24 protein-coding genes and 3 pseudogenes are annotated in these 25,678 nt (G+C 52.6%); 4 read left to right on the top strand and 23 right to left on the bottom strand.

Annotation, left to right across the window (positions count from 1 at the left end; genetic code table 11):
- Positions 1-7: 7 nt before the first annotated feature.
- The 3 genes from IBT54_RS18245 to IBT54_RS18235 are packed head-to-tail and all read right to left on the bottom strand — an operon-like array spanning position 8 to position 1,018.
- The gene (locus IBT54_RS18245) at positions 8-409 is read right to left on the bottom strand and encodes a TIGR03745 family integrating conjugative element membrane protein (protein WP_200539408.1); all 402 of its coding nucleotides are present in this window, start codon (positions 407-409) and stop codon (positions 8-10) included.
- 31 nt (positions 410-440) lie between these two features.
- Positions 441-683: a TIGR03758 family integrating conjugative element protein gene (locus tag IBT54_RS18240; protein WP_200547421.1), complete on the bottom strand. Its 243-nt coding sequence runs from the start codon at positions 681-683 to the stop codon at positions 441-443.
- The gene (locus IBT54_RS18235; protein WP_200547422.1) at positions 683-1,018 is read right to left on the bottom strand and encodes an RAQPRD family integrative conjugative element protein; all 336 of its coding nucleotides are present in this window, start codon (positions 1,016-1,018) and stop codon (positions 683-685) included. The genes IBT54_RS18240 and IBT54_RS18235 overlap by 1 nt, the downstream gene beginning before the upstream one ends.
- A 380-nt stretch (positions 1,019-1,398) precedes the next feature.
- On the opposite strand from IBT54_RS18235, the pseudogene IBT54_RS18230 reads away from it, so the two are divergent.
- Positions 1,399-1,740, top strand: a pseudogene (locus IBT54_RS18230) (SOS response-associated peptidase family protein); the annotation flags it as partial.
- Positions 1,741-1,845: 105 nt separating this feature from the next.
- Here IBT54_RS18230 and IBT54_RS18225 read toward each other — a convergent pair.
- The 6 genes from IBT54_RS18225 to IBT54_RS18200 all read right to left on the bottom strand — a co-directional run bounded on the left by IBT54_RS18225 (position 1,846) and on the right by IBT54_RS18200 (position 9,557).
- Positions 1,846-2,538 (bottom strand): hypothetical protein, encoded by a 693-nt coding sequence (locus IBT54_RS18225; protein WP_234472886.1) that lies wholly within the window; start codon positions 2,536-2,538, stop codon positions 1,846-1,848.
- Positions 2,539-2,804: 266 nt separating this feature from the next.
- Positions 2,805-3,629 carry a helix-turn-helix domain-containing protein gene (locus tag IBT54_RS18220; RefSeq protein ID WP_200547423.1) on the bottom strand — a complete coding sequence of 275 codons (825 nt, stop codon included), beginning with the start codon at positions 3,627-3,629 and terminating at the stop codon, positions 2,805-2,807.
- Positions 3,630-3,660: 31 nt separating this feature from the next.
- The gene (locus tag IBT54_RS18215; protein ID WP_200547424.1) at positions 3,661-4,308 is read right to left on the bottom strand and encodes a TetR/AcrR family transcriptional regulator; all 648 of its coding nucleotides are present in this window, start codon (positions 4,306-4,308) and stop codon (positions 3,661-3,663) included.
- Between the two features lie 12 nt (positions 4,309-4,320).
- Positions 4,321-5,166 carry a universal stress protein gene (locus tag IBT54_RS18210; protein ID WP_200547425.1) on the bottom strand — a complete coding sequence of 282 codons (846 nt, stop codon included), beginning with the start codon at positions 5,164-5,166 and terminating at the stop codon, positions 4,321-4,323.
- Between the two features lie 92 nt (positions 5,167-5,258).
- Positions 5,259-8,366 (bottom strand): efflux RND transporter permease subunit, encoded by a 3,108-nt coding sequence (locus tag IBT54_RS18205; protein WP_200547426.1) that lies wholly within the window; start codon positions 8,364-8,366, stop codon positions 5,259-5,261.
- Positions 8,367-8,375: 9 nt separating this feature from the next.
- Positions 8,376-9,557: an efflux RND transporter periplasmic adaptor subunit gene (locus tag IBT54_RS18200; RefSeq protein ID WP_200547427.1), complete on the bottom strand. Its 1,182-nt coding sequence runs from the start codon at positions 9,555-9,557 to the stop codon at positions 8,376-8,378.
- A gap of 331 nt (positions 9,558-9,888) precedes the next feature.
- Here IBT54_RS18200 and IBT54_RS18195 point away from each other — a divergent pair, with 331 nt between their 5' ends.
- The gene (locus IBT54_RS18195) at positions 9,889-10,482 is read left to right on the top strand and encodes a TetR/AcrR family transcriptional regulator (RefSeq protein WP_004181878.1); all 594 of its coding nucleotides are present in this window, start codon (positions 9,889-9,891) and stop codon (positions 10,480-10,482) included.
- A 687-nt stretch (positions 10,483-11,169) separates the two neighbouring features.
- On the opposite strand, the gene IBT54_RS18190 is transcribed toward IBT54_RS18195, so the two are convergent.
- Complete coding sequence (locus tag IBT54_RS18190) at positions 11,170-11,808, bottom strand: TetR/AcrR family transcriptional regulator (RefSeq protein WP_200547428.1); 639 nt, start codon at positions 11,806-11,808, stop codon at positions 11,170-11,172.
- Positions 11,809-12,067: 259 nt separating this feature from the next.
- Between IBT54_RS18190 and IBT54_RS18185 the strand changes: the two are divergent.
- A pseudogene (locus IBT54_RS18185) lies at positions 12,068-13,087 on the top strand (IS110 family transposase).
- Between the two features lie 245 nt (positions 13,088-13,332).
- Here IBT54_RS18185 and IBT54_RS18180 read toward each other — a convergent pair.
- From IBT54_RS18180 to IBT54_RS18145, 8 genes are read right to left on the bottom strand one after another with little or no spacing between them, the layout of a single operon-like run.
- Positions 13,333-14,106 carry a TIGR03747 family integrating conjugative element membrane protein gene (locus IBT54_RS18180; protein WP_201252636.1) on the bottom strand — a complete coding sequence of 258 codons (774 nt, stop codon included), beginning with the start codon at positions 14,104-14,106 and terminating at the stop codon, positions 13,333-13,335.
- A complete protein-coding gene (gene traD / locus IBT54_RS18175; RefSeq protein WP_200547430.1) occupies positions 14,099-16,198 on the bottom strand; it encodes a type IV conjugative transfer system coupling protein TraD in 2,100 nt (699 codons plus the stop codon). The genes IBT54_RS18180 and traD overlap by 8 nt, the downstream gene beginning before the upstream one ends.
- Positions 16,191-16,763, bottom strand: coding sequence for a restriction endonuclease (locus tag IBT54_RS18170; protein ID WP_200547431.1), 573 nt, complete (start codon positions 16,761-16,763; stop codon positions 16,191-16,193). Before IBT54_RS18170 ends, traD begins: the two co-directional genes overlap by 8 nt.
- Positions 16,760-17,266, bottom strand: a complete 507-nt coding sequence (locus IBT54_RS18165) for an integrating conjugative element protein (RefSeq protein WP_200547432.1) — start codon at positions 17,264-17,266, stop codon at positions 16,760-16,762. Before IBT54_RS18165 ends, IBT54_RS18170 begins: the two co-directional genes overlap by 4 nt.
- 2 nt (positions 17,267-17,268) lie before the next feature.
- Complete coding sequence (locus IBT54_RS18160) at positions 17,269-17,898, bottom strand: lytic transglycosylase domain-containing protein (protein ID WP_200547433.1); 630 nt, start codon at positions 17,896-17,898, stop codon at positions 17,269-17,271.
- On the bottom strand, positions 17,877-18,602 hold the full coding sequence (locus tag IBT54_RS18155; RefSeq protein ID WP_200547434.1) for a TIGR03759 family integrating conjugative element protein: 726 nt from the start codon (positions 18,600-18,602) through the stop codon (positions 17,877-17,879). The genes IBT54_RS18160 and IBT54_RS18155 overlap by 22 nt, the downstream gene beginning before the upstream one ends.
- A gap of 10 nt (positions 18,603-18,612) precedes the next feature.
- A complete protein-coding gene (locus IBT54_RS18150; RefSeq protein WP_200578543.1) occupies positions 18,613-19,380 on the bottom strand; it encodes a TMF family protein in 768 nt (255 codons plus the stop codon).
- The gene (locus tag IBT54_RS18145) at positions 19,377-20,024 is read right to left on the bottom strand and encodes a PilL N-terminal domain-containing protein (protein WP_200547436.1); all 648 of its coding nucleotides are present in this window, start codon (positions 20,022-20,024) and stop codon (positions 19,377-19,379) included. Before IBT54_RS18145 ends, IBT54_RS18150 begins: the two co-directional genes overlap by 4 nt.
- Positions 20,025-20,224: 200 nt before the next feature.
- Between IBT54_RS18145 and IBT54_RS18140 the strand changes: the two are divergent.
- A pseudogene (locus IBT54_RS18140) lies at positions 20,225-21,542 on the top strand (IS4 family transposase).
- A 45-nt stretch (positions 21,543-21,587) separates the two neighbouring features.
- Here IBT54_RS18140 and IBT54_RS18135 read toward each other — a convergent pair.
- The 5 genes from IBT54_RS18135 to IBT54_RS18115 form a co-directional block, all read right to left on the bottom strand.
- The gene (locus IBT54_RS18135) at positions 21,588-21,836 is read right to left on the bottom strand and encodes a DUF2442 domain-containing protein (protein ID WP_007885438.1); all 249 of its coding nucleotides are present in this window, start codon (positions 21,834-21,836) and stop codon (positions 21,588-21,590) included.
- On the bottom strand, positions 21,820-22,062 hold the full coding sequence (locus IBT54_RS18130; RefSeq protein WP_200547437.1) for a DUF4160 domain-containing protein: 243 nt from the start codon (positions 22,060-22,062) through the stop codon (positions 21,820-21,822). Before IBT54_RS18130 ends, IBT54_RS18135 begins: the two co-directional genes overlap by 17 nt.
- 62 nt (positions 22,063-22,124) lie before the next feature.
- The gene (locus tag IBT54_RS18125; protein ID WP_201252635.1) at positions 22,125-22,733 is read right to left on the bottom strand and encodes a single-stranded DNA-binding protein; all 609 of its coding nucleotides are present in this window, start codon (positions 22,731-22,733) and stop codon (positions 22,125-22,127) included.
- A gap of 57 nt (positions 22,734-22,790) precedes the next feature.
- Positions 22,791-23,273 carry an STY4534 family ICE replication protein gene (locus IBT54_RS18120; RefSeq protein ID WP_200547439.1) on the bottom strand — a complete coding sequence of 161 codons (483 nt, stop codon included), beginning with the start codon at positions 23,271-23,273 and terminating at the stop codon, positions 22,791-22,793.
- Positions 23,274-23,602: 329 nt separating this feature from the next.
- On the bottom strand, positions 23,603-25,669 hold the full coding sequence (locus IBT54_RS18115) for a DNA topoisomerase III (RefSeq protein ID WP_201252634.1): 2,067 nt from the start codon (positions 25,667-25,669) through the stop codon (positions 23,603-23,605).
- Positions 25,670-25,678: the final 9 nt, after the last annotated feature.

Genomic DNA, 25,678 nt, shown 5'->3' with positions numbered 1-25,678 from the left:
CTGTCCCTTACGCGATAACTTCTGCAGACTTGCCGAGCAGCCAGATAACTGCGACCAGCATGACAACCCCGACAACAACAATGGACCCGAATTTGGTCCAGGAGGCACGGTCATTACGAACTTCACCAAACGTTACGAGACCAGCTTCAGCAACTTTAAAGAATGCAAAACCGCACAGAACGAGACCACCAAGAACGAGTCCATCCTGCACATGACCGCTGAGCGTTCCCATCAGGCCGGTTCCCGTGCCGCTCGACGTTGGACCTTCAACCGTCGGCAGATCGGCAAGAGCTGGCCTGGCAGCCAGAGCACTCAGCAGGCCAGCCGTCAGGATACGTGCCCAGGCTGATTTAGCTTTAGTCTGGGCTTTAGCGGTCACGCGGGTTACTGCTGATACGAATTTAGACATGATTTCACCTGTAAAAAGAGTGGGTTTAGGGTTAACTACAAAACATCCAGATACTTACGACTAACAATAAGACTGAGCGAACTACGGCTTTGCCCATTGCGCCCTCCTTCAGGCGCTGATTTGTCCAGCCTGAGTAGACATCCACGATTGCCCATGCTGCCCAGAAGAAGAGGAATGCAATCAGCAGCCCGAGACAGAGCAGGTGCAGCAGATTGGGTTCCACATTTCCGGAAGCCGCTTTAAAGGCTGCTTCCTGTGCAGCGGTCATTGCCATCAGGGACGCTCCCGGCGATAATTTCCTGCCACGCCAGACAAATCGCGGGGCTGGGCACGCGTGGGTTCCAGATAGCGATCAATGCCTGTGCTGATGGTTTTAAGGTCGTCGTTTGCCCGCTGATAATCGAAGAAATAGCGGCCACGCTCTGACGGATCAGCCTGTGCTGCGGTAACCCGCGCCCGTTCCAGCGAAGCCTGAACCTGGACGATCATTCGCTGAGCGGATGCCAGCTCGTCTTTCTCAGATGCAGACGCCGGAGAGGACGCGAGAAAGGTCAGGCCCAGCACACCGCCGCATAACAGAAGTTGTGTTGCCAGACGAAGAGATTTCATATGCACCTCCAGTGGTTGTTGAGTGCGGTAAGCATGCGAAATCTGGCAGCCGGGTTCAGCCGTTAACTCTTTTTGGAAAAATAAAAATTTAGAAAGCAGCTCAAATGCCGGAGGAAGTTGATTCAGATATTAATGATTGTTGTAACTAAATAGATGATCTGACGCGGCGCGATGCGCCTTGCCTGCTGACGGCCGGCATCTGAAAACAAGTTTCAGGTGCCTCCGTCCAGCTCTGATATGGGGAAACCAGCGTTAGACATTAAATTAATTCCCCGAACGCAGAATTTAATCTGCGGTTTCGCCGACTAATATTGAATGATGAGTAAAATCAGGCACAGCGCGCGTTAACAGGTATCGTGCAGAAAGGGAGGGGAAAAATTATGTGCGGAAGGTTTGCGCAGTATCAGAGCCGGGACATTTACCTTGACGCCCTTGGCGCAGCCGACAGCGATTACGCGCACGATCCAGAACCCATCGGCCGTTATAACGTAGCGCCCGGAACCAACGTGCTGTTGCTGAGCGAGCGCGACGAGGAACTGAAAATAGATTCGGTGTACTGGGGTTACGGACCCGAATGGTGGGACAAGCAGCCGCTCATCAATGCGCGGGGAGAAACCGCCGCATCGAGCCGTATGTTTAAACCGCTATGGAACAACGGCCGCGCCGTGGTGTTTGCCGATGGTTGGTTTGAGTGGGTGAAGGAAGAAGAAAGGAAACAGCCCTAATTTGGGTCAGTTTGGATATTAAAATGTGATGACGAAGACAAGTTTCACCCTCGTCATCTTGATAGCTAACCGTATTAAAATGACAGTCCGCGCTGATCCGTATCAGGTCCAGCTTTTCCGAAGAGCAGTGAATTTTTCACGCGTTTCTCCCAGATAAAGCGCTGAGGAGAGAAAGCATACGCTGTATCCCAGTAATTCAGTCGCTTCTTCCGCCAGATTTTTAACTTCCCGGTTATACCCGTAAGACATAAGATGCTCCCAGAGCTGATTCATGCCAAATATACGTGAGAATATTAATATTATGATCAACCCCATCGCAGTCATCAGCCACGAACGGTGCTGAATAAAATCAGTCAGCCCTGTAACGGTGCTTGCGGGTATGAGCGCGGAAAGTGCAATACACACGACGGCGGTTGTAAGAGCAAACCAGAGCCAGCTGCCGTGCCTGATCATGTCAAAGATGTCGTCCAGCTCCCGGATCAGCATACATAAGTAAAAACCCCCGATAAGGATAAGTCCGCCGCGGATCTCAGGGCGCTTTGTCGCGCACCAGAAAAACAGCACGGCGATGCCTGCCAGAATGATTTCCTGCAGGATTTCAGTCACGGAATTTTCATGTAGAGCGTTGTCCATAAAGTAAACGTCAACGTAGATGGCTGACATTGCCAGCAGGATAAAAACCGATGCGAATAGCAGGAATAAACATTCTCGGGTGAGAAGCGAAACAAAGGGAATCATGTCGAACTCCGTAAAGTTGGTCTTTTTATTCAGTTTACTTTTTCTGTTGCCTTTCATTTTTTGTATCATCAATATGTCATCAGTAATCTGTTCATTGAAATCATAAGGATATTAATCGCCGTTGCACACAGCGTATAAAGGTTCATATGAATAAATATCACCTTGCTTAACAAGCCTTATTTCAGTGCGTTATTTACAATAAAACGAACCCGTGATTTCGCTTTTTTAGTCAGGCCACTATTTCACCCGCTGATATAAGCGAACCCGATAAATAACTGAGCCTGACTCACTTAGTGAACAGCAGAGTCCGGAGAGCTATTTTCTTATGCGACCGGAATGTAGTAGCACCCTGAAAAATAACTATAACCATTAGAAGTTTTTATGCTGTTAATTTCCAGCAGGTCCGGGCCTTCAGCCCGGACTTCTTCTCTTAACGGCAGTTCAAAATGATAGATTGTTGAAATCATGTGCCTGAATTCGTCGTAACTACCAAGCAGATTAAATTTCAGGTAACTGCCTGCCATCCTGATACTTTCTAATTCGTCGGAATGAGTAGTGTCGCACAGTAACATCTTAAGCCTGGCATCACCGAATCTGCCTACAGGTTCGCAATGGACAACCGAGTAAATGGTTTCAGCTTGTTCGAGCATTGTCATTTCAAGATTAGACAAGCGGGTAATCTTATCACTAATACATTCGATGCTATGAAAATCAACATCATTAGTGAAACTGTGGTGATGGCTGAGGCTGATGTCCAGACTCACATAATCAGGTGGAGGCAGGGGATGCCTTACCATTGTCGAACTGGGAATGATCCCGGTAAAGTTCCACATACGGCTATCCCGGTATACTCTGGGTGGCGTTCTGAAATGCCTTGAGAAGACCCGTGTAAATGCCTGCTGTGTGCCAAATCCCAGCGCTTCTGCAATTTCAATGATAGGCATGTTCGTTAACTTCAGTACCTGAGCCGCCCTGGCGAGTCTTCTGTTGCGAATATAGGTGGCTAATGGCATGCCGGTCTCTTCCCGGAACAGCCTCTGGATGTGCCATTTGCTGTATCCGGACTTACGATAGATCTTCTGTATCGTCAGGGAGCTTCCCAGATTTTGTTCTATCCAGTGTAATAATTCTAGCGTGAATTTTCTCACGGTTTTCCTCTCAGAATAGCAAGGTGCAGGATTAGTCAGAGCTCTCATCTAAAACATAATTCTTATTGTTAATGACGAACTCCCCCAGAATGTGGTCAATGATTTCAATAAACTCTGTTAATGGCTTCTGGGACTTCCCCGTGATAAAAAATTTTCTGACGGCACCATAAAAAGAGTAAAGCAAGATATTTGTTATGATTACGGACTTGTCTTCCCCATCTATTTCGCCTTTACTTATGGATAAGCACATCGCATCTTTTACTAGCTGCTCAAAATCACACATGAATTTTGAGAGGCTGAGCTGCAATGGCTTGTAAGTTTCGGCCTCGTCACAGCGATAAATCATTAATTTCAGGTAGTGCTGCACCTGACTTTCCGTAGATAAATCATTAATGCAGCGCCTAAACATGGAAACAAGCGCGTTCAGTATATGCTCATCGCCTGACGACAGCCCTTTCAGCTCGGCCATTAAAGGCCATCTGAAACTCTGAGTGACATGGTAAAGCAACTCGTTTTTATCCCGGAAATGCCAGTAAATAGCTCCCCGGGTGCACTTTGCTTTTTTCGCCACCATATCGAAAGAACTCAGGTAAACGCCGTGTTCGCAAAAACATTCCTCCGCCGCTTTTATTATGCGTTCTTTTGTGATGGAAGCTTCTTCCTTGGTTTTTCTGACCAAGTTAACCTCCAGTCAGCGGGATATAAACAGGGGCAGCCGCACATCTTTAAGGAGGCTGTTAGTGGTACCGCCCAGGATCAGTTCGGACAGACGTGGCCGGCTCCATGCACCGATTACCAGCAGGTTTGAACCATGTGCGGTCGTGTGCTCAACAATGACATCGGCAACCTCTCTTCTGTCGGATTCGACGTTGACAAGGTCGACACTGACACCATGGCGAGCAAGGTAAGCCGCCATATCAGCGCCGGGGTCTTCACCGTGAAGGCCCTGACTGTGATGTGCATCCACAATCAGTAGCTGAACTTCTTCCGCACTGATTAAAAGGCCAAGAGAGTCAGATACGGCCCGCCATGCCTGCCGGCTGGCGTTCCACGCAATGGTGACTCTTTTCCCGATCCCCTCCCCCTGCCAGCTGTCAGGAACGACAATTATCGGCAGGCCGGAGTAGGAAATGAACGAGTTGATCGTCATTCCCTCCGGTAATCCACTCATGCTCGGATAATTAAAAATGACCAGATCGCTGAATAAAGCATGCTGAATTGCATTTTTATTATCTTCCGTCGACGGTATAACGCGAAGTTCAGCCTGCACGCCCAGCTTATCGGAAATATCCTGTATGCCATGATGCAGCTCCAGTAATTTACTGGTTGTTGAGAGCTGATGCTTTTTTATTACCTCAATGATGGCATCCCCTCGTGAAAACGATTCTTCCGGGACGCCAGATTCATGGCGCATTGACGTTACGCCTATCAGATGAGAATTCTGTACACCGGCTAGTTCTCCAGATCTGGCGAGTACGCTCAATCCTTCAGGGGAAGCATCAAAAAATACGGTAATGTTTGAATAGTCTGTCAGCATAAATACCTCATTATCTTTCGTTGCTATTTACGTTTACAGGAACTGTCCGGCTGGCAGGATGTGGATTTCCTGCCAGCCGGTTCAGATGGTCTTTATGTGTCAGTATTATTTTTACGCTTTTTAAGGCTGTTCACTAAAACGTAAAAAAGAGGGATGAAGAATATGGCAAGGAACGTCGCTGTCACCATACCGCCTACTACGCCCGTACCGATGGCATGTTTACTTCCTGAGCTTGCGCCGCTGGAAATTAACAGCGGTATGACCCCCATGGTAAATGCCAGAGACGTCATAATAATCGGACGCAGTCGGAGGCGTGCTGCCTCAATGGCCGCCTGAGATAAGGTCCTCCCCTCTTTCTCGTACAGCTCCTTGGCAAATTCGACGATCAGAATTGCGTTTTTGGCGGAAAGTCCCACCGTCGTCAACAGGCCAATCTGGAAGAAAACGTCGTTTTCCAGGCCGCGCATCATTGTGGCAAGCACGGTACCAATAACCCCCAGTGGAATGACAAGTATTACCGAGAAAGGTACAGACCAGCTTTCATAGAGCGCTGCAAGGCACAGGAAAACGGCGATGATTGACAGCGCATACAGCGCCGGAGCCTGCGAACCCGAGGATCTCTCCTCATAGGAAAGACCCGTCCAGGAGAGCTTCATTCCGGAAGGTAAATCTTTTGCAATGTCTTCCATTGCAGCCATGGCATCGCCTGAACTGTAACCCGGTGACGGCTGGCCCAGAAGCTCCACAGCAGGTACACCGTTGTATCGCTCCAGTTTAGGTGAGCCTATCTCCCACTTTCCGGAAGCGAAGGAGGCAAATGAAACCATTTCACCGGACGAATTTCTCACGTACCACTGGCTGAAATCCTTCTCCGTGATCCTGGACTGAGGCTGACCCTGAATGTAGACGCGCTTGATACGTCCGCGATCCAGGAAGTTGTTGACAAAAGAAGAGCCCCACGCAGCCGACATGGTGGTGTTGATGTCATCCAGGTTGACACCGAGCGTGCTTGCTTTTTCATCATCGATTTCGATTTTGTACTGCGGCTCATCGTTTTTACCGTTAGCACGCACCATACTGAGTGCCGGATTTTTAGCGGCTTCAGAGAGGATTTTTTCCTTAGCCTTCATCAGCTCGGCATGGCTGTGTCCGCTAAAGTCCTGCAGGAAAACATCGAACCCCGTGGCGTTGCCGAGCTCCATGATTGCCGGCGGTGCAAAAGCCAGGACCCTGGCTTCTTTTATTGTGCCAAAGTAGTCCATAGCCCGGCGCTGAAGATCAAAAACGGTATCCTTGCGCTCATCCCAGGGCTTGAGCTGCACAAAGGCAAGCGCAGAGTTCTGGCCGCGCCCCGCAAAGCTGAAGCCACTGACGGCGAATACAGCCTGAACGTTGCCTTTCTCCTGTTCGGCGAAATATTTCTGCACCTTATCCAGCACGGCATCGGTCTGATCCATGGTGGCGTTGGCAGGTAACTCAGCCTGAACAACCATCGTTCCCTGGTCCTCATCGGGTAAAAACGAGGTCGGCAGTCTGGGGAACAGCACGGCTAAAGCCACCACAATGAATAAAAACAGCATTAAATACCGGCGTTTGCCGGTAATTACCCGGGACACGCCATTTTCGTACCGGCGCGCATTTTTTTCGAACACGCGGTTGAACCAGCCAAAAAATCCTTTTTTATCATGATGATCCTTACCGACTGGCTTCAGCAGCGTTGCACAGAGTGCGGGCGTGAAGATCAGCGCGGTGAGTACGGATAGCGCCATTGCAGAAACGATGGTTAACGAGAACTGACGATAAATTACGCCTGTGGAACCGCCGAAAAACGCCATCGGTATAAATACGGCGGACAGCACCAGCCCGATGCCGACTAACGCACCGGAGATCTGATCCATAGATTTACGGGTCGCTTCAACCGGCGAGATGTCCTCTTCAGATAAAATTCGCTCGACGTTTTCCACGACCACGATTGCGTCATCAACCAGCAGGCCAATTGCCAGCACAAGACCAAACATGGTCAGGATGTTAATAGTGAAGCCGAAGGCTGACATGATGCCGAAGGTGCCCAGCAGAACGACGGGCACGGCCAGCGTCGGGATCAGCGTGGCGCGCCAGTTCTGGAGGAACAGGAACATGATCAGGAAAACCAGGGCGATCGCTTCAACTAACGTATGCACGACGCCTTTAATCGACTCTTTTACCACCGGAGCGGTATCGTACGGATACACCACTTTAACGCCCGGCGGCAGCGTTTTAGCTAACTGATCCAGGGTTGAACGCACGGCGCTGACGGCGTCAATGGTGTTCGCGCCAGTGGCTAAACGCAAAGCAATACCCGCACTGGGGTGACCGTTCAGCTTGGCATTGAAGTCATAGTTATCCGACCCCAGCATGACGTTTCCAACGTCTTTTAATAAGACGCGTGAGCCATCCGGATTTACCTTGAGCAGTATGTCCTGGAACTGAGAGGCTCTGGTGAAGAGTGTTTTGCCGATTACCGTTGCGTTTAATCTTGAGGTATCTGCTGAAGGCCGCCCGCCTAACTGACCGGAGGAGACCTGAACGTTTTGTGCCTGTATGGCGGCCATCACGTCACTGGGCATTAACTTGTAGTTGTTTAACTTGATCGGGTCCAGCCAGACACGCATCGCGTTCTGAGCGCCCAAGACATAAAAGTCGCCAACGCCTGACGTACGGCTGAGGGGATCCTGCAGCTGCGATACAATCAAATCGCCCAGTGCGTTGTTATCCAGTCGGCCATCTTCTGAAATCAGCGTGGCTACCAACATAAAGTTGATCTGGTACTTATAGACGCGGATACCCAGCTGCTGGACGGTCTGAGGAAGCATTGGTGTGGCAAGCTGCAGTTTGTTCTGAACCTGAACCTGTGCGGTATTCGGGTCAACACCCTGCTCAAAGGTCACAACAATATTTACGCTGCCGTCTGAATTGCTCTCAGAGCGAATGTATCGCAGGCCATCAAGGCCGTTCAGTTGCTGTTCAACGACTTGAGTCACCGTATCCTGAACGGTCTGCGCCGAAGCGCCCGGATAGGAAGCCGTTATGCCAATTGCCGGTGGTGCAACATCGGGGTACTGGTTAACGGGTAGCTTTAAAATTGCAAGCGCGCCTGCGATCATGACGATGATTGCAATGACCCATGCAAAGATAGGCCGATCTATAAAAAATCTGGACATGCTGCTCCCTTAAATATCCGTATTATCTTTGTGATCTGACGTCTTAGATAAACTGCCTTCGGATGAATTTTTTGCAGCCTGAACAGGCTTAACAATCATTCCAGGAGTCACATTCTGTAAACCATCGACAATGACCTGCTCGCCGGGCTTGAGTCCGGCACTGATTAACCAGTTCCCGTCAATGCTTTGATCCGTTGTAAGATTCTTCTGTTCCACAACGTTGTCAGCATCCACCACTAACGCGACCGCTTTACCCTGAGTGTCCCGCGTCACCCCTCTCTGTGGCACAAGAATGGCGTTTTCACGGATCCCCTGCTGCAGCTGCGCGCGCACAAACATACCGGGCAGCAAAACGCCATCAGGATTAGGGAAAACTGCCCGCAGGGTTACCGAACCGGTGCTTTCATTGACGCTGACTTCGGAGAACTGGAGAGTGCCGGTCTGTTTGTACTTTGTGCCGTTGTCAAATTCCAGGCTGATTTTTGCTCGCCCTTCGTCATCGCTTTTGAGGCGACCGCTTTCCAGATCCTCACGAATCTGAACCAGGGCCGATGCCGGTTGTGAAATATCCACATAGATCGGATCCAGCTGCTGCACCGTGGCTAATTCATTTGTCTGCCCGGCGGTGACCAGCGCTCCCTGGGTGACATTGGAACGTCCAATCCTTCCCGAAATCGGGGATTTAATTTCGGTGTAATTCAGATTAATTCTGGCATTGTCGGCGTTGGCCTTTGCCTGCAGATACTGGGACTTCGCGTCATCCAGATTCTGCTGGCTGACGACATTTAAAGACGCGAGTTTGCTGTATCGTGAGAACAGTAACTTAGCCGATTCCAGGCTTGCATCAGCACTGGCAAGCGTCGCCTTATAGGGCGCAGGATCGATATGATATAAGGTCTGGCCTTCTTTTACGTCCGTACCCTCGGTGAAATCCCTCTTTAATAAGATGCCCCCTACCTGCGGTCTGACTTCCGCGATCAGATAGGCGCTGGTGCGTCCGGGTAATTCCGTCAGCATGCGGACATTGCTGGGCTCGACTTTATACACACCTACCACGGGGGGTTCTACATCAGGTGTGGAAGCCGGTGATTCATCACACGCGCTGAGGAGGCTCGTAGCGCCGATCATTAACGCCAGGTTAATGAAGTTGCCTAGCTGTTTTCTTTTTTTAATATCATGAAAATAATACATTTTTTATCCCAAATTGTGATCTAGGTTGGTTGACCAATCTTTTATTAGCGTATGATTAAGCGCACAAACCTGCGGCATAGCGCGTTGTAGGTTGAACGACCGACCTAAAAATGTAAAGTTGTGATTAAAGTTTTTATTAATTGCGGGGCTCTTGACAGTTTTGCAAAAATCACGCCACACATTCAGAAAATGATGTTAGTCTTTACGGCGTGCTATATGATTTAAATGTATATTTATCAATTTCTTGCGTTGTTAGGTAATTGATTTTCTGGTCAGTGATGTTTATGTCCACCTTTCGCGAAGATAATTTTCAGGACAAGAAGGTTCAGGTATGTCTGTTAAAAAAAATGGCGGTGATTCTGATATAGCAAAAAGACGCAAAGAGCAGGTTCTTGAGGCTGCTGTTGAGTGTTTTAAGCTTCAGGGATTTCACAAAACGAGCATGTCTCAGATCTCAGCCGCAGCAGGAATGAGCTCCGGTCACATCTATCATTACTTCGGCAGCAAAGAGGGGATCGTTGAGGCAATCGTCGCCAGAGACCGGAGTCAAATTGAAACCTATATTTCTAACGTGAAATCCTCGATGAAAACCAAAAACGCCGTCGAGGCGCTCGTTGATGCCACGCTTGCGGATGAGCAGCGCTTTTTAGACAGAGGAACCGCAGCGCTGAAAATGGAAATTTCAGCAGAGGTTTCCCGCAATGCGTCCATAGCGCACTTGATCCAGGAATACGATAAAGACGTCTTCCAGGATTTCTATAATATTCTGGGCGGCGCTTCAGAAGACGTCATCTCAAAATGCGAAATCATCACCTCCTTACTGGAAGGGATGGCTGTGCGGTCGGTACGTAATCCCGCATTCGGAGAGGCTCTCGATAGGGATATGTTACGCAAAGTGATCACTTTCGTACTTAGCGAAACCTGAAAAGAGAATGGCCTTTATAAACGCAGGTTTCCGGGTGCTCTCAGGTTCCTGGCAGGAAGGTAGATCGCAAGGATTGACGGTTGCATTGGATAAAATTGCATGTATTTTTTCGGCTTATTGAGCGTTTCATCGGATGTTAATTGTGAAATTTAGCAAAGCCTGCATTTCACAGGCTTTGGTATCAGGCCATTAAAGATAATGGTATGAGCACCTCCCACCACAGGGTGCATGTGAGATTTACCATGCTTAACAGTCCGCTCATAGCTGACGTTAGCCTTACGTCAGTCCGCTTTGTGCCCAGGCTGTGTGAAAACCCTGCCCCAAAACTGAAGTGTGCGCATCTACGTAAAATCTTGCAGTGCCCAACTGGCTGGCTGAGCCAGATTTTACGTATGAGAGCAGTTTTCAACCCTGTTTTTGGCAGTTTAAGCGACCAAAGCAGTTTTCACACAGCCTGTGCAAGGAGCGGACGTCAGTATCAGGCACCGAAAAAGGGCATACCGGGGCTTTAAGTAAGAGGCCAAAAGTTTGAGTAAGGCACACATGTCTTTAACTCAGACAATGGAAAGCGTCTTTTGAAAAACTTTCCGTTATTGACCCAACCACATAAAGCCATGCCATTTTCACATTCGAGCACAACCATTGTACTTCTTCTTTTTCGACGCCGAACAATTGTGCCCACTTCCATCATGTTGATGCCTGACTGGAGAGGCCTTTCTCATCTTCATGTCTGTTTGAGAGCACCGATCTGACAATAAATTCGTTACTCTTTTTGAGTTCGTCAATTTCGGGCTGAATTTTCCCATAAACTCGCATCCCTTCCAGCATCATAAAAATGCTTATTGCCATTGTTCGTGGGCTTTCATCGCACCGAAAAAGCTGCTGCGTCTGACCCCTGCATAATATTTTTTCCAACTGATTGATTATTGAGTTGAATTTATGATGAACCTTACTTTTTACTTCTGCATCACCCGGTAGAAGTTCACTGGCCGCGGCAATGGTAAAACAACCTTTTTCTCCATCAGGAGAAGATGATAAAAGCGCTACAAATTCTAACGTTTCGCGCAATGCCATTTCTGGAGAAAACTCTGCATCGCGTTCTGCTGCTCTGGAAACACCTTCATCCATGTATTGCTGTAAGGCCGCGAGATAGATTGAGCGTTTATCAGGGTAAAGCTTATAGATACTGGCACTTGCAAGGCCAGAGGCTTTCATGAGGTCTGACATTGATGTTGCCCGATATCCTTTTTGCCAGAAGCATTCCAGCGCGGTATTAAGAAATGTTTCAGGGTCGAATTCTCGGGGTCTACCAACAGATGCTTTCATTTAATCCTCCAGAAGTGAGAATTAATTGTAGATTGTTCAATCTACAATTAAAAGCACCTTCTCAGATTTACCTGACAAACTTGTCTAGGCTGCAAAGCTTGATGAGCATATGTCTGCTTCACGCCCTGAGACATTCGGCAAGCAGCATGTCTGCTACTTTACCTCTTGAGATAGCTTCCAGCCTTGTAGCCCGTGTCGCAATCCATTCGACCTTACGCGCCCATAATTTCATTAAACGTTTATTAGTGAGTAACTGAACATGAGCAGCATGGTCGTTGGCGCTGACATCGCCAAAAACGTTATTCAGCTTCACTATGTTGATACTGAAACCGGAGAAGTGATCAACAAGGCGGTTAAACGCACCTCGTTTCTGAGCTTCTTTCAGAACCGGAAACCCTGTTTAGTCGGCATGGAGGCCAGCGGAGGAGCACATCACTGGGCCCGGCAACTGAGTCTTCTGGGACATCAGGTCAAGCTGATGCCCGGCGCCTATGTGAAAGCATTCAACATATGAAACAAAAATGATATGGCAGATGCTGAAGCAATCTGGCACGCTGCTCAGCAGCCGGGTAAAGCTGTGGCGGTGAAAACGGAAGCGCAGCAGGCGATGCTGGCACTTCACAGAGTGCGATTTCTCCTCGTTAAATCAAGGCAGATGCAGGTCAATGAACTGCACGGATTGTTGGCTGAGTATGGCGAAGTGATGCGCAAAGGCAGAGCGAGCCTTTTCAGCAGCATGCCTGACATTCTGGTGCGTCTGGAGGAGAGATTGCCTGCTGAACTCATTGAAACTCTGCGTGAACAGCTCGCGGAAATTGAACGTCTTGAGCATCGAATCTCTGCGCTGGAGCGGCGAATAAAATCGCTAAGCAAAGATGATCCGGGGGTAAGAGCGATCAGCGATATTCCCGGCGTTGGTTTTCTGACAGCAACAGCGGCCATTGCAGCAATGGGAAGTGCCGGTGCATTTCGTTCCGGCCGGGAGTTTGCGGCCTGGATAGGTCTGGTCCCAAGACAAACCGGTACAGGCGGCAAAGTGGTACTGAAGGGCATCAGCAAGCGAGGTGATAAATACCTGCGTAAGCTACTGATTAACGGTGCGCACAGCGTTATCCAGAATGCTAACGAACCGGGGGCGTGGGTAACCAACCTTCTCAAGAGACGGACAGTAAACGTTGCATCAGTCGCACTGGCCAACAAAATGGCCAGAACCATATGGGCAGTTCTGGCACACAATAAGCCGTATATCAAAGCGCCGCCGGAAACGGTGCAGCATTGAAGAATTCAAGATCAGTAAGTATCCTGCGATTGCGCGGGTAGTTGTAAGTAATGACATGACAGGTCAGACCGGGGCGCACTAAACCTGAAAAAAGTATCGAACTGCGGGTTCGTAAAGGTAATGAGGCGTGCGCCAGCGGAATTCATTAGGGCCCGCGACAGCTCAGGCTGACGCAGCAAGGCCGGATATATAACTGCAATCGCCTTAATGTCATAACCCTAAACTGCCTGGCATACGGGAGGTGCTCATATATATTTTTTGAACGATGCCGTTGTAACCGTAATGGTAAGCCCCAGCATTAACGCTGCGGGCAGCAGCAGAAGATTCGGATAGACCGCTGAAGGCCAGGAGAGATAGGCCATCACCGGCAGATACACAGCCGGCTTAATCAACCTTTTCGCACGGTGGTACAGAAAAGATGACTCATAACCGGCACCAAACCGGCGCAAATCACGTCGGCCAAGCCCTTCAACCACGCCAACGCATATAACCAGTACGAACAGCGGTACAGAAAGGGCAATGATAGTGACGCGGATCAGCGTCACAATAGAGACATATACCGTTGCCAGCATATACTGCTGCAAATAAGTCCCCAGCCAGCGGCTGGCACCCTTAAGATTGCGCGATACCTCATTGCCGCTGTTCATCTCGGCCTGATATTTTTCCTGTATCCAGCCGATGATCCCACTGTCCACAAACGCCCACTGATAGGCATCCGTTATCCAGCGCGTCACCGTTGCAGCCGGCTCTGAAAGCAGCAGGCTGCGGGTAAAATCAGAAGACAGATAGCCAAACTCGGTATTCATCACGGCCTGGCTGTGCGCTGCCCCCATTTCAGGCCAGAAGAACGCAATCCCGACATATTCAATAACAAGGCTCACCATCAGTGAAGCCAGGATCACGCCAACGAGTTTCCACGGCCAGCCCCAGGCCAGGTTATAAAGCAGGCCGTGCTCACGGGGTTGCGCGGGGTGCTGCTGCGGATATTGCTGCGGTGCGGTACGACGTGCCTCAGCCATTGTTATCTCCATTCACTGGCGCAGCTGCTGAACTGCGGCTGTCCCACCACCCTTCACTGCTGTGGTAATTCCGGCGCATCTCTTCGGCAAGACGCGCGATGTTCTCAGGCATATGCACGTCACCTGCATCGCCCGCCGGCAGCGGCATACGAATTTTCCAGAGCTGGCCGCCCTCAAGCAGCGCAAACGCCTGACCTTTAGGCAGTGTGACAATGTCGGCAGGCTCAAGCAGCGGCACCTTAATGGTGCCGACGCGGTCCTGGGTGCTGGAGGTAAAATCGTGATTGACGGTGACGTCAGCTGAATCCTGATGACCCGAGACCAGCGTTTTGCTGTAGATTTCAACCTGCGGCAGCTGCGAGGTTAGCAGCTCTGCCGTCCGGTTTTCTCTCACGCGCAGCATGATCAGGTTGTTGAAGTTGCCCTGAACCTGAGAGGTCTTGGCCGCGCTCCCGATCCGGGCTTCAATATCAGATGAGGTCTGCGTGTAGGCCGTCACCTGCATGCCCGCACCGCCACCTTTGTTGATGAGCGGGATAAACTCATTGCCCATCAGTTCGTTGAATTCATCGCAGTGCAGGTTAATGGCGTCCTTACCCTCTTTTGAACCCGGCAGGCCGCCGTTGATACCGTGCTTGTAGATGTGCCCGGCCACGCTCACCAGATCGGCAAACATGCTGTTACCCACGGCGCTGGCAACCTCGCTGTCGCTGAGCGCATCCAGCCCCACGTAAACGATGCCTTTTTTACGGATAACCTGCTCCCAGTCAAAAATAGGGCGCGGATCTTCCATATTCAGATAATCGGGAGACAGCAGCTCCGCCGTTTTGCCGGTGGTCAGTTTTTCCAGCAGCGGCAGCAGTGACGCCACGATTTTGTCAAAGTAGGTGCGGTCATAGCGTACGGCAGAGCGCAGTCCGTCAAGGATCGGGTCATACAGCGCATTTCCTGCATCAGAACTCAGCGCCACTTCAACGGCCCAAATCCGGATAGCTTCAGGCTGTCCCTGCATGTTGCGCGGCACGTCGTCTTCACTGAATGCGTTGGCGTTGTTCTCGATCTGGCCGTGCAGTTCGGGCAGTTTCTCGGTAATGATTTTTTCGGCATAACGCAGATACAGATCGGCGATGTTGTTCACGTAGCGGGTAATAAGGGTGTAATCCGGGCGTTCCCCGAGAGCAACCAGCGCACGCGCAACGATATTCACGAACCGCCAGGCAAACTCACGAAACGCAGCGCTGTTACCTTCACCGCTGAGCTGACCAGCAACGCGGGTAGCAACTTCCGATACGCGCCCGAAGCGCCCTACGGCGTTATACCGCGCGGAAATATCAGGCCAGCCCAGGTGGAAAACGGTCAGCTCATCGCCCCGGCCTGCCCGGTGCGCTTCCGCCCAGACCCTTTTCAGCAGGTCCGCATCGCCTTTCGGATCAAACACAATGGTGACGTCTCCACGGCGTATATCCTGAGTGATTAACAGCTCAGCGAGGCGGGTTTTGCCCACGCGTGTTGTACCGTAGACAATCGTGTGGCCGACACGCTCACGTAGATCGAGCGTGACGTCAGTTTCATCCGGTTCAATGCCGTGTACGGCTGGATTTCCGCCAACCGGGGGAAGCGGGCGAACCGGATTGACGGGCGTATCGGCACTGAGCAGTTTGCCGATCGCCGGCAAACTGTTTTCCGACGCTTCCTCTAACTGGCGGGCAAGCTGATACAGCCTCGACGGCTTCAGGTAGTGGGCCACTTCCGGGCGCAGCGTATCGCGCAGGCGCTGGGTGTGTTTCTGAGTCCAGCGAAACCCACGGCCCAGAAAAAGCCGGCGTTTACTGACGGGGATCTGTTTTGACGTCATGACGTAGCACGGTAAACGGCGAAGGTTGCGGCGGTAGCGAATAACCTGCATTCCCTGACGCGCGCGTATGGCAGAAAGCACGGCAAATCCGCCTGCGGTAACGTAGCTGACGGAGGGGGCCAGGGCGACTGCCCAGGGCGCTGTCACGCAGACGATGGCGGCAGTGCCCGCTGCGACCGCTGTATTCAGCTCCACAGCCGGGCGCAGAAGGGCTTCAATTACGTATTTATCACTCACAAAAAAACTCCTTAAAGGGCTTACCTGCCAGCAGAGCCAGAAGGCGTTGTCCGCTGATAATCATCAGTTGCTGTGAATCGCTGCTGACAGCCCTGCTTTTCTGGCCCGTCCTGCCGGTATGAATAAACAGGCCACGCTGCCCCATGCGCGTCAGCAGCGCGTCAAAATCCTGAACATGCGCCGGCGCGATCGCCCGGCTGTAGCGTTTGGCCTGAATCAGCCAGCACTCACCGTTAATGTGTACCCGTCCGTCAAGACCGCCGTCGCCGCTGTATGACGCATTGCGCTGTACGGCATAGCCCTGGCGCTCAAATGCCAGCAGCAGTAACTCCTCAAAGACGTAGGGATTAATCCTGCGCAGATAGCTCATGCGCTGCCCGTCTCCGCCGAGCTGGCGAAGGCGGGTACAGACGCGCTCTGCCGTGGCGCGATACCGGCGGTGCCGCCGCTCGCTGGCCGACTCACGACGAAAACGCCAGAGCAGAAAGATAATCAGGGCCAGCAGGACGGTCAGGAGAACCGGATTTGCCATCAGCAATGCAGCGACGTAGGGAGCGGATATCACTGCCCTGCCTCCTGAGACAGGCCGCTGTCCGTGATAAGTACGGGGTAATGGGTCAGCTGCAGGCGGCGGGCAAGTTCAGATCCCGATGAGGGAGCTAGCTGAAGACCGGGCGCGAGACCGCGCAGAGATTTCAGCGATTCCATGCTTTCAACGTTTACAACGAGGCCGGCTGCATTTCTGGCCGAAAGCTGCCGTGCGTTCTGCTGCAGCCACTGCCGTGAATAGCTGTCATCGCCAATGATAAACAGCGCTCCGATGCCCGGCAGCTGCAGCGCCCGGGGGGGCACGTTTCCGGGGGAAAGTTCTGGAGTAATAACGGGCAGCATGGCCGCTTCCCCCTGTTCAGGGGCTGCAGCAGGCGCAGGCGACGTATCCTGGCGGTTTACGGCCTCGAAAACAGCCTGCGTGCTCTGCCCACCCAGGTCTGCAATGACGTTGAGCTCCGCCAGCGCGGCTGGCGAAAAGGCGATAAATGCGGTAACGATGAGGTTTTTCAGATTCATGATCACTGACTCCGTGGATCTATCCAGACGAGGCCGTTATCCGGCAACGATGCGGACGCGGTCTGTTCAACTGCGGTAGCCGCCGGCAGATGCGGCGAGGACTGGAGCATGGCGAGCTTGCTTTTAACGAAAGCGCGATAGCGGGCAGCAGGTGCGCCGCCTGCGGGATGGTGATAACAACCGGCGGCATCGAGCCAGCTTCCGGGTTTCCGGTCCCAGCACTCGCGCAGGATGGCGGCAGCGGCGTTGAGATTTACGTAAGGGTCCAGCGCCTCCCAGGTTGACGTAAAACGCTGGCCGTTCCAGCCGAGATTAACCTGGGCAATACCGACATCGATGCGCTTCAGTGAGTTCGTTTTCATGAACACCTGCAGCGCCTGCCAGGCTTCAAGGCGGGTTTTATAGCGATAGCCCTTACCCGCGACGTTCAGGGTCCACGGCCACGGGCGTTCGCCCTGCGGCAGCCTGCGCGATGATTCCTGCAGGCTGACAGAGTAGAGCGATTCAGGCGGTACGCTGTGAGTCTGCGCCACGCGCACGTACCCCTCCGGAACGGTCTGTTTGCCCCCGGCAAACGTGGACAATGAAAGCAACAGCAGCGCCGCTCCGGTCAGAATGCGGCGAGTTGCCATCCGTCTTCCCCCTGCTGCAGAACGACTGGCATGATGCCGTTACCGAACCGCATCCAGCGACCGCCGTCGTGATTCAGCGTGATCTGACGGCTGCGCACCCTGTCCAGCGGAATGTGATGGTCTTTCGCCCAGCCGCGAAGTTTCCCGTCATCGCCCTGGCTGTCTACAAGGTAGATATCAACCGGCCTGTTATCGGCTAATACCGCTGCCAGCCGGGCGTCACACTGCCCGCAGCCCGCTGACTTAACGAACAGCGCCAGCCGCCCGCCGGTGTCGTGCGCAATGCCGGCTGCGTTGCCCATATTGACCGCAAGCGTTTCCGGATAGAGCCGCTTCCATGCGGCAGTGACTTCGCGCTGGAAATCCAGCTCTTTTTGCGTACGCGCAAACTCTTCCTTTACCCACTTCTCAGCATACTGACGACGCTCGACCTGGCTCCGCGCCTCGATACCCAGCGTGGACAACGGATCCAGACCCGGTGACTGAATGCCGCGCGGACCGTTCATCAGCGACTGATAGCGCTGATAATCGTCCTGACTCAGCCCCCACTGACCGGCTTGCTGTTGCAGATCCTGTACGCTGCTTTGTTGCACGCTCTGACCTTGCGCATCCACCGGTTCGCCTCTGGAATTCTGAACCTGAACGCTGGCCTGCGCAGAGCAGCAGAGCATAATCGCTGCAAGACTGGCTATTTTTAGCTTCATATCGTCTCCGTTAGCGAACGTTGATAGTCGTTAAGCGACCGTTCACGCGAAATTGCGCCTGCCCGTAGCCGGCGTGAACAAGTGTCCAGCCATTAACGGTCTGGCCTTCGCCGATCAGGCGGATTTCAGCCAGCGAGCTGAATCCCGTCGGCGCAATGGCCGCAAACGACTCCGTGCCCCGCTTTTCAACGCCGGTCAGTACGAATGGCGCTTTGCGGGCCACTGTCCTGACAGCCCGGTGCGGCTTAGCGGGTGTCGGCTTTTTTACAGGCGTTGCCGCTTTGGGTTCAGCTGTGGCCTGCTGCGCTTTCTGAGGCGGATGCTGCAGCGCAGTAACTGACTGTTCCAGTGCAGCCTGACGGCTCTGCAGTGCAGTCTGCGAATCATTCAGCTCACCGATTGACTGGCGAACCTGACCGACTGCTTCAGATAAGCCTTCGGCAGACCAGGCTTCGAGCGATTTACGGACCGCATCGAGCTGAACCTGCTGCCTTTTTATCGCTTCAGCCTGCGTGCTGATGTTGGCCTGGAGTGGTTCAAGATCGGTTTTAGCCAGTGCCTGGGTGTAAACCACGTTTTGCTGTTTCTCGACGTAACTGAGACGGTTTTCCTGCGACACACCGGCGCGAAGAGATATGAATGCGAGACCCAGCGCGGCAATAGAAAGCGTGGTAAGTCCTATAGCCGGCAGCCGGCGTTTTACGGCGCTGAAACTGCCGCCTGATGACGGAACAACGTCATCAGCGTTTTGGTGAGGGAAGGACGTTTCTGTTGTCATTTTGTCAGCCACCCTCCGTGAGCAGGCTGGGCCTGAACGGGACGAGGGGCGATCGCCTGAGAGGAACTGGCAGAAGATGGCGTGCCTGCAGCCGGTTCGTAGGCGCTGGCAGGACGCGGAGGCAGCTGTGTTACGGGCAACTGGTAACCGGCACGCAGGCTGTGGCAGACCACACGCTGTACGTCATCCACTTCAAGCTCCCATGCCGGGCCCGCCAGCACCTGTAGCGCGGTGCGAAGGCGCATCGGGCCGAGCTGGAACTGGACGGCCGGCAACGACTGACGGTACAACACGCCGTTAGCCGGACCGGTCTGACAAAGCGAGTAGCCGGACTGCTTCAGGGCATAGCGCATGGCGTCAGCCACGGTTGGCTGCACTGAGGAGGGGATACGGACGTCAATAATCTGGGAGAGGGGGTCGCGCTGCACGGCCTGCGGATCCGTGCTGACCAGCAGATAACGATCGTAGCGAACCACTTCTGGCGTCCGCGCATAAACATCATCAGCGGATGCCTGAATATTGCGGGATACGCTGACCGGGGCAACCGGTTCAGCAGGTGCCCGCTCCTGCAGCTTCTGGGGCTGCTGAACGCACCCCGCGAGCAGCGCAAGCGGTAAAGCGGCAAAGACGGCGTTAAATTTCATCTGAAAAGTTCCTGAACAGTGAGAACAGGCTTCACTGTGCGCAACTCTTCAGCAGGCTTCTATCAACAACTCTTTTTGCGATTTCAAAAAAAAACGCCGACCGGAGTCATAATGCCGATCAGTTAAGACAAAAATGATCGGTTGAACGATCCGGCAGTTCTGCAAAAATCCGTAATCTCTCAGGGATTACGGATTTTTTTATGCTTCTCAGTCAGGCTCTCGATATCGTTCATCACTTTACGCCTCAGGAATTCTCGGCGCTTTCTGATCTCCTTTCTCCTGAGCTCATTGATGAGTGTCTTGCTGATACCGGCACAGTGACGTTACGGAAGCGCCGGTTATCGATGGAAATGATGGTCTGGGCTGTGACCGGCATGGCACTTTTTCGCTCCCATTCGATGACCCAGCTCGTCTCACACCTGGATATCCTTCTGCCGGGGAAAAAGGCCCTTTGTTGCGCCCAGCGCGGTTGTGCAGGCCCGACAGCGATTTGGAGAAGATGTTATCCGGTTAATGTTTGAGAAAACGCAGCGCCTGTGGTTTGAAAAGACACCGCTGTCGCACTGGAACGGACTGACTCTGATGGCGGTGGATGGCACCGTATGGCGCACCCCTGACACACCAGAGAATGATGCCGCCTTCGGGCGAACGGCCAATATTAATAAGTGCTCTGAGTGGCCGCAGGTGCGAATGGTCTGTCAGATGGAAGTCACCAGTCACCTGCTGTCAGCAGTAGCGTTCGACAGCGTCTCAGCTGTCGGCGAAGCCGATCTTGCCGCTCAGCTTATCCCACAGACCCCCGACCACTCTTTGACTCTCTTTGATAAAGGTTTTTATGCGCTGGGTCTGCTGCACGCCTGGCACTCAGCGGGAACGGAAAGACACTGGATGCTGCCGCTGCGCAAAGGAGCACAGTACCGTGTAGTCCGTAGCTTAGGAGCCGGGCAGGAGTTGGTGGAATTACAGCTGTCGCCGCAGGCGAAGAAAAAATGGCAGGGTGCTGGAGACACGCTGACGGCAAGGCTTATCAGCAAAGAACTCAACGGAAAAACGGTTCAAATCCTGACATCTATGTGCGACCCCCTGAGGTATCCCAAAGCAGATGTCGTGGATTTATACAGCCATCGCTGGGAAATAGAGCATGGGTTCCGCGAGATGAAACAACACCTGCTGAATAATGAGCTGACGCTGAGAAGCAAAAAGCCAGAACTTGTGCGTCAGGAGCTGTGGGGCGTGGTCCTGGCCTATAACCTTCTGAGGTTCATGATGGCGCAAATGGCGTACAGTCTGAAAGGCGTGGAACCTTATCAGATGAGTTTTAAGCAGTCCGCACTGTATCTGAGAAGTCATCTGAGCCTGCTACCGGGCATCTCACCGGGAAAAATACCGCGGATAATGGAAGAGATAATGGCGATGGCGCCAGGGCTGGTGTTGCCGGAAAGAAGAGTGCGGCATTACCCAAGGGCGGTAAAAAAGAAGCCGCAACGTTATCCGTTGCGGCCTCCATTAAGATCTTAACTGACAAGCATTACGACCGGAGTCAGCGTTTTTTAATCAGCACCTTCAGGCGACCTGATGAGGCGGGTGCGTTACATCACCGCGCCCCTGTAACAGGCCATCGATTGAGATATCTTCGTCCAGTGCGTCCCAGTGGATACCACGGGGAGACAGTTCGTAATCTTTCAGCTGTTCGGCAGACGCGTTGCGAAGCCGGGGAAACCATGAAAGCGGTACGCCGATTATCCGCTCGTCCGAGAGTTCGACCCACATAATGTGATGATCGAACCGAACGTTCTTAGCTGAAATAATCATTCCAGGCCTCCAGAAGCATGGGTTGGTGTTGCCTTATCACTGTCATCAGCTCTTTTAACGTCCGGGAGTCAAATCCATCGTTACTTGCCAGTTTTACAACCGGCTCCAGCCAGAATTTTGCTTCTGTACCGGCCTTTATCACATGAATGTGAGCAGGTTCGCGCGGATTGCCTTCGTTGGAGTAGAAAAAAAACCGAAAACCGTTCAGCCGTAGTATGGCAGGCATCGTCAGTAACCTTTAAAGGATTATGGTGAAATTTAGTGCAGCGGTCAAAACGCAGCGGAGGGTCAGAGAGAGGATGAAGCGTGCTTCGCCAGGCCGTAACCGTGTCCGAGGAACGGTATATCATCATCCCATTCTCCGGCAGGCTGCGACTGTGGCGCTGGCTGCTGAGGCGTGGGCTGAGCGGCATTGTTACGCTGTGAACCATGATTACCTTTCCCGTTATTTCCACTGTTTTTCTGTTGCGGAGCCGGACCGGGCTGTGACGGCGGCTGCTGAGGCTGGCCCCAGTTACCACTGTACTGCTGCTGGTCGCTGTTTTGTGTGCGGCCACCCAGCATCTGCATGGTGCCGCCAACGTTCACGACGACTTCCGTCGAGTATTTGTCCTGTCCGCTCTGGTCCTGCCACTTGCGGGTGCGCAGCTGACCCTCAATGTAGATCTGAGAACCTTTGCGAAGGTATTCGCCGGCGACTTCTGCAAGCTTGCCAAACAGCACAACGCGATGCCATTCGGTAATTTCACGATTTTCGCCGGTCTGCTTATCACGCCATGACTCCGACGTTGCCAGTGAAATGTTAGCGACAGCGCCGCCGTTAGGCATGTAACGGATTTCCGGATCCTGACCGAGATTGCCAACGAGAATGACTTTGTTTACGCCACGTGAGGACATAAGTATGCTCCTTTTGAGGGGAAGCCTGCTCTGAAGAGAGCAGGCTATGGTGAACAATCAGAATGAGTTTTCTGCGTAGGATTGCTGCTGGGAAGCGGCGCTCTGGGCATGCTGCGGTTCGGCGCGTTCAGTCTTGAAGACCATGTCCTGGCCTATCTTGATCCAGTCCACCCTGATCAGGCGGGCTTTCAGACTGACGCGGCTTTCACCTGCGTGCTCACCATTTTTCAGCTGAAAAATGTCCGTTGATGGATTGCTCAGAACAAAGCCAATCAGCACTTTCTTATCCTCATCCACCGCTTTCTGGCAGCGGTTTATGAGGCTGCTGGCTTCTTTGCCGGCAACGGTAACGTCAAAACGCACATAAGAAGGACTGTCGCTCGGACCTGACAGTGCGTTAATAACGCAGCTGATAAAGGTGCCGGACTGAGCATTGACCTGGCGAACGTTGCTGAGATAGCCCAGTCCATTGATGGTCAGGTTGAAGTAGTCTTTAGATTTACCGGTGTTACTGGCATTAGAGGTGTTGTTTACAGACATGATGTTTTCTCCATGGAGGTCAAATTTGGTTCGACGGAGAAAACTTCTGCCCGGACGGGAGAAGTATTCCCGTCGGGGAGTCAGAATCAGCTAAATTCTGACTGTCTTGATAGTTGAATGTACCTTCATCGCCAGGCAGTAGGAGCCGTGATTGACGATATCTGCTTCCAAAGGCGGGCAGATGTACCACACTGATGTGTTCTCCCTTGCAGGCTACAGGAGTGTTATGTTCAGCCACCCGAAGGCGATTCTCTCAGGCCGGTGAATCATTGGTGGTCGTCAGAGACGACGGACAAGCACGTTTATTTTTAAGCCAAATGTCACTACTGTCAACTTTTCTGGCTCTGCAGATTGAGGGTAGCCGGCGCAGAAGCCGGGCTTTTCCGGCCCTTACCTGAGCCCCGGCTTTTCCCCGCAGTCTGGCGTCGGGTTTTACGGTTTTTCTCACCAACAATTCCCTTACAGTCAGGGTACTTAACACAGCCCCAGAATTTACCGTCCTTACTCTTGCGCTGATGGGTCTGGCCACCGCACAGCGGACAGCCTGGGCCGACCGGAACCGTGACCTTAAAAGCAGTGTCCCGCCCTTTTTCGACCAGATGCCGTGTCCACTGGCTTTGCTTTTGCATAAACTCACTGAGTCCGCTTTTTCCCTGGGCAATATCATCCAGCGCCTGCTCCCAGAGGGCCGTCATGCCCGGACTGGTCAGCGTCTCCGGCAAGGCAGCGATCAGTTCCCGCGCCATCTGCGTGGCAATGATGAATCTTCCTTTTTTCTCCAGGAAGCCCCGTTTAAACAGCGTTTCCAGTACGCCGCTGCGCGTTGCTTCCGTACCAAGCCCTGCGTTATCACGCAGTATCTTTCTGAGCTGGGGATCCGTGACCAGGCTGGCGGCATTTTTCATAGCAGCAATAAGCGTTCCTTCCGTATGGTGCGGCGGCGCTTTTGTCACATTATCTTTGACGTCTGCACCGGTGACGCTGCAGACATTGCCCTGCTCAAGCACGGGCAGCTGCGCGGCGGACTCCTTATCACCCTTCTCCTCTTCAGCCAGCTCCCCCCTGAACAGTGATTTCCACCCGGCATGAACCATTACGCGGCCGCGCGTGCGGAAAAGCTGATTACCGATATTGAAAGTGGCATCCGTCACGTCGGATTCCTGCAGCGGCATAAACTGAGCCAGATAGTGCAGGCGGATAAGAGTGTAGACTTTGAGCTCTTTCGCGTTCAGCTTTGCTATGTCGAAGAGCTGTCGCGTCGGAATAATGGCGTGGTGCGCAGTAATTTTCTTGTCGTTCCAGACACGCGAGGTAAAAGCGGTATCAAGACGGGAAAGCTCGCCGCCGATAGCCGGATCAGAATGCTGTACTGCCTGGAGAACGTCATTGACCTCTCCCCGCATCGATACAGGCAGATAACCGCAGTCTGTTCGCGGATAGGTCGTCGCTTTATGCGTTTCATACAGCGACTGGGCTATAGACAGTACCTCATTAGCGCCGAAACCCCATTTCCTGTTGCAGGCTTCCTGAAGATCGCCGAGGGAAAAACAGAGCGGTGCCGGCGTTTTATCCCGCTTTTTTTCAACGGAAATCACGCTGCCGCTCCCGGCTTTCTGGCAGAGCTGCTGAACGGCCTGTGCAATCTGCTGATTTACGCACCGCTTTTCATCATCACAGTATTGCTCCGCAGCAACCCATTCAGCCTCAAAACGGACACCGTCTTTTTCAAGCTGCGCTCTGACTTTCCACCAGGGCTTTGGTGTGAAGCCGGCAATTTCAAGATCCCGGTTAACCACTATAGCGAGTGTAGGCGTCTGCACCCTGCCCACGGAAAACACCTCCGATAACCCGGCTTCACCGGCCTTAAGGGTATAAAGCCGCGTCAGGTTCATTCCGATAAGCCAGTCTGCCCGCGAGCGGCCAATACCCGCCTGATACAGTTTTTCGGTCTTGTCGCCCGTCAGCATTTCACTGAGGGCTTTTTTGATGCTGGCTTCATCCAGCGCGGAAAGCCACAGCCGACGTACGGCACCTGTGTAATTGCAGTAGTCCATCAGCTCGCGCGCGATCACCTCACCTTCGCGATCGGCATCGGTTGCGATGACTACCTCACGGGCCTGTTTCAGCAGTTTTTTGATAACGCCAAACTGATCGGCAGTGTCTTTCTTGACGGTCATCTGCCAGCGGTCCGGGATTATCGGCAGCACTTCCGAGCGCCACGGGCGACCAAACTGCTCGCCATAGGTTTCGGGCGTGGCCGTTTCCAGTAAATGGCCTACTGCCCACGTGACCGTAATGTTACCGCCGGTAATACACCCCTGGCCGCGCTGGCTGACGCCCAGCACGCGGGCAATATCTTTGGCCTGAGAGGGTTTTTCACATAGATAAAGCTGCATGCCGGCCTC

Source organism: Pantoea sp. S62 (assembly GCF_016658625.1).
Lineage (GTDB): Bacteria > Pseudomonadota > Gammaproteobacteria > Enterobacterales > Enterobacteriaceae > Pantoea > Pantoea vagans.
This window is presented reverse-complemented; position numbering and strand designations above follow the sequence as displayed.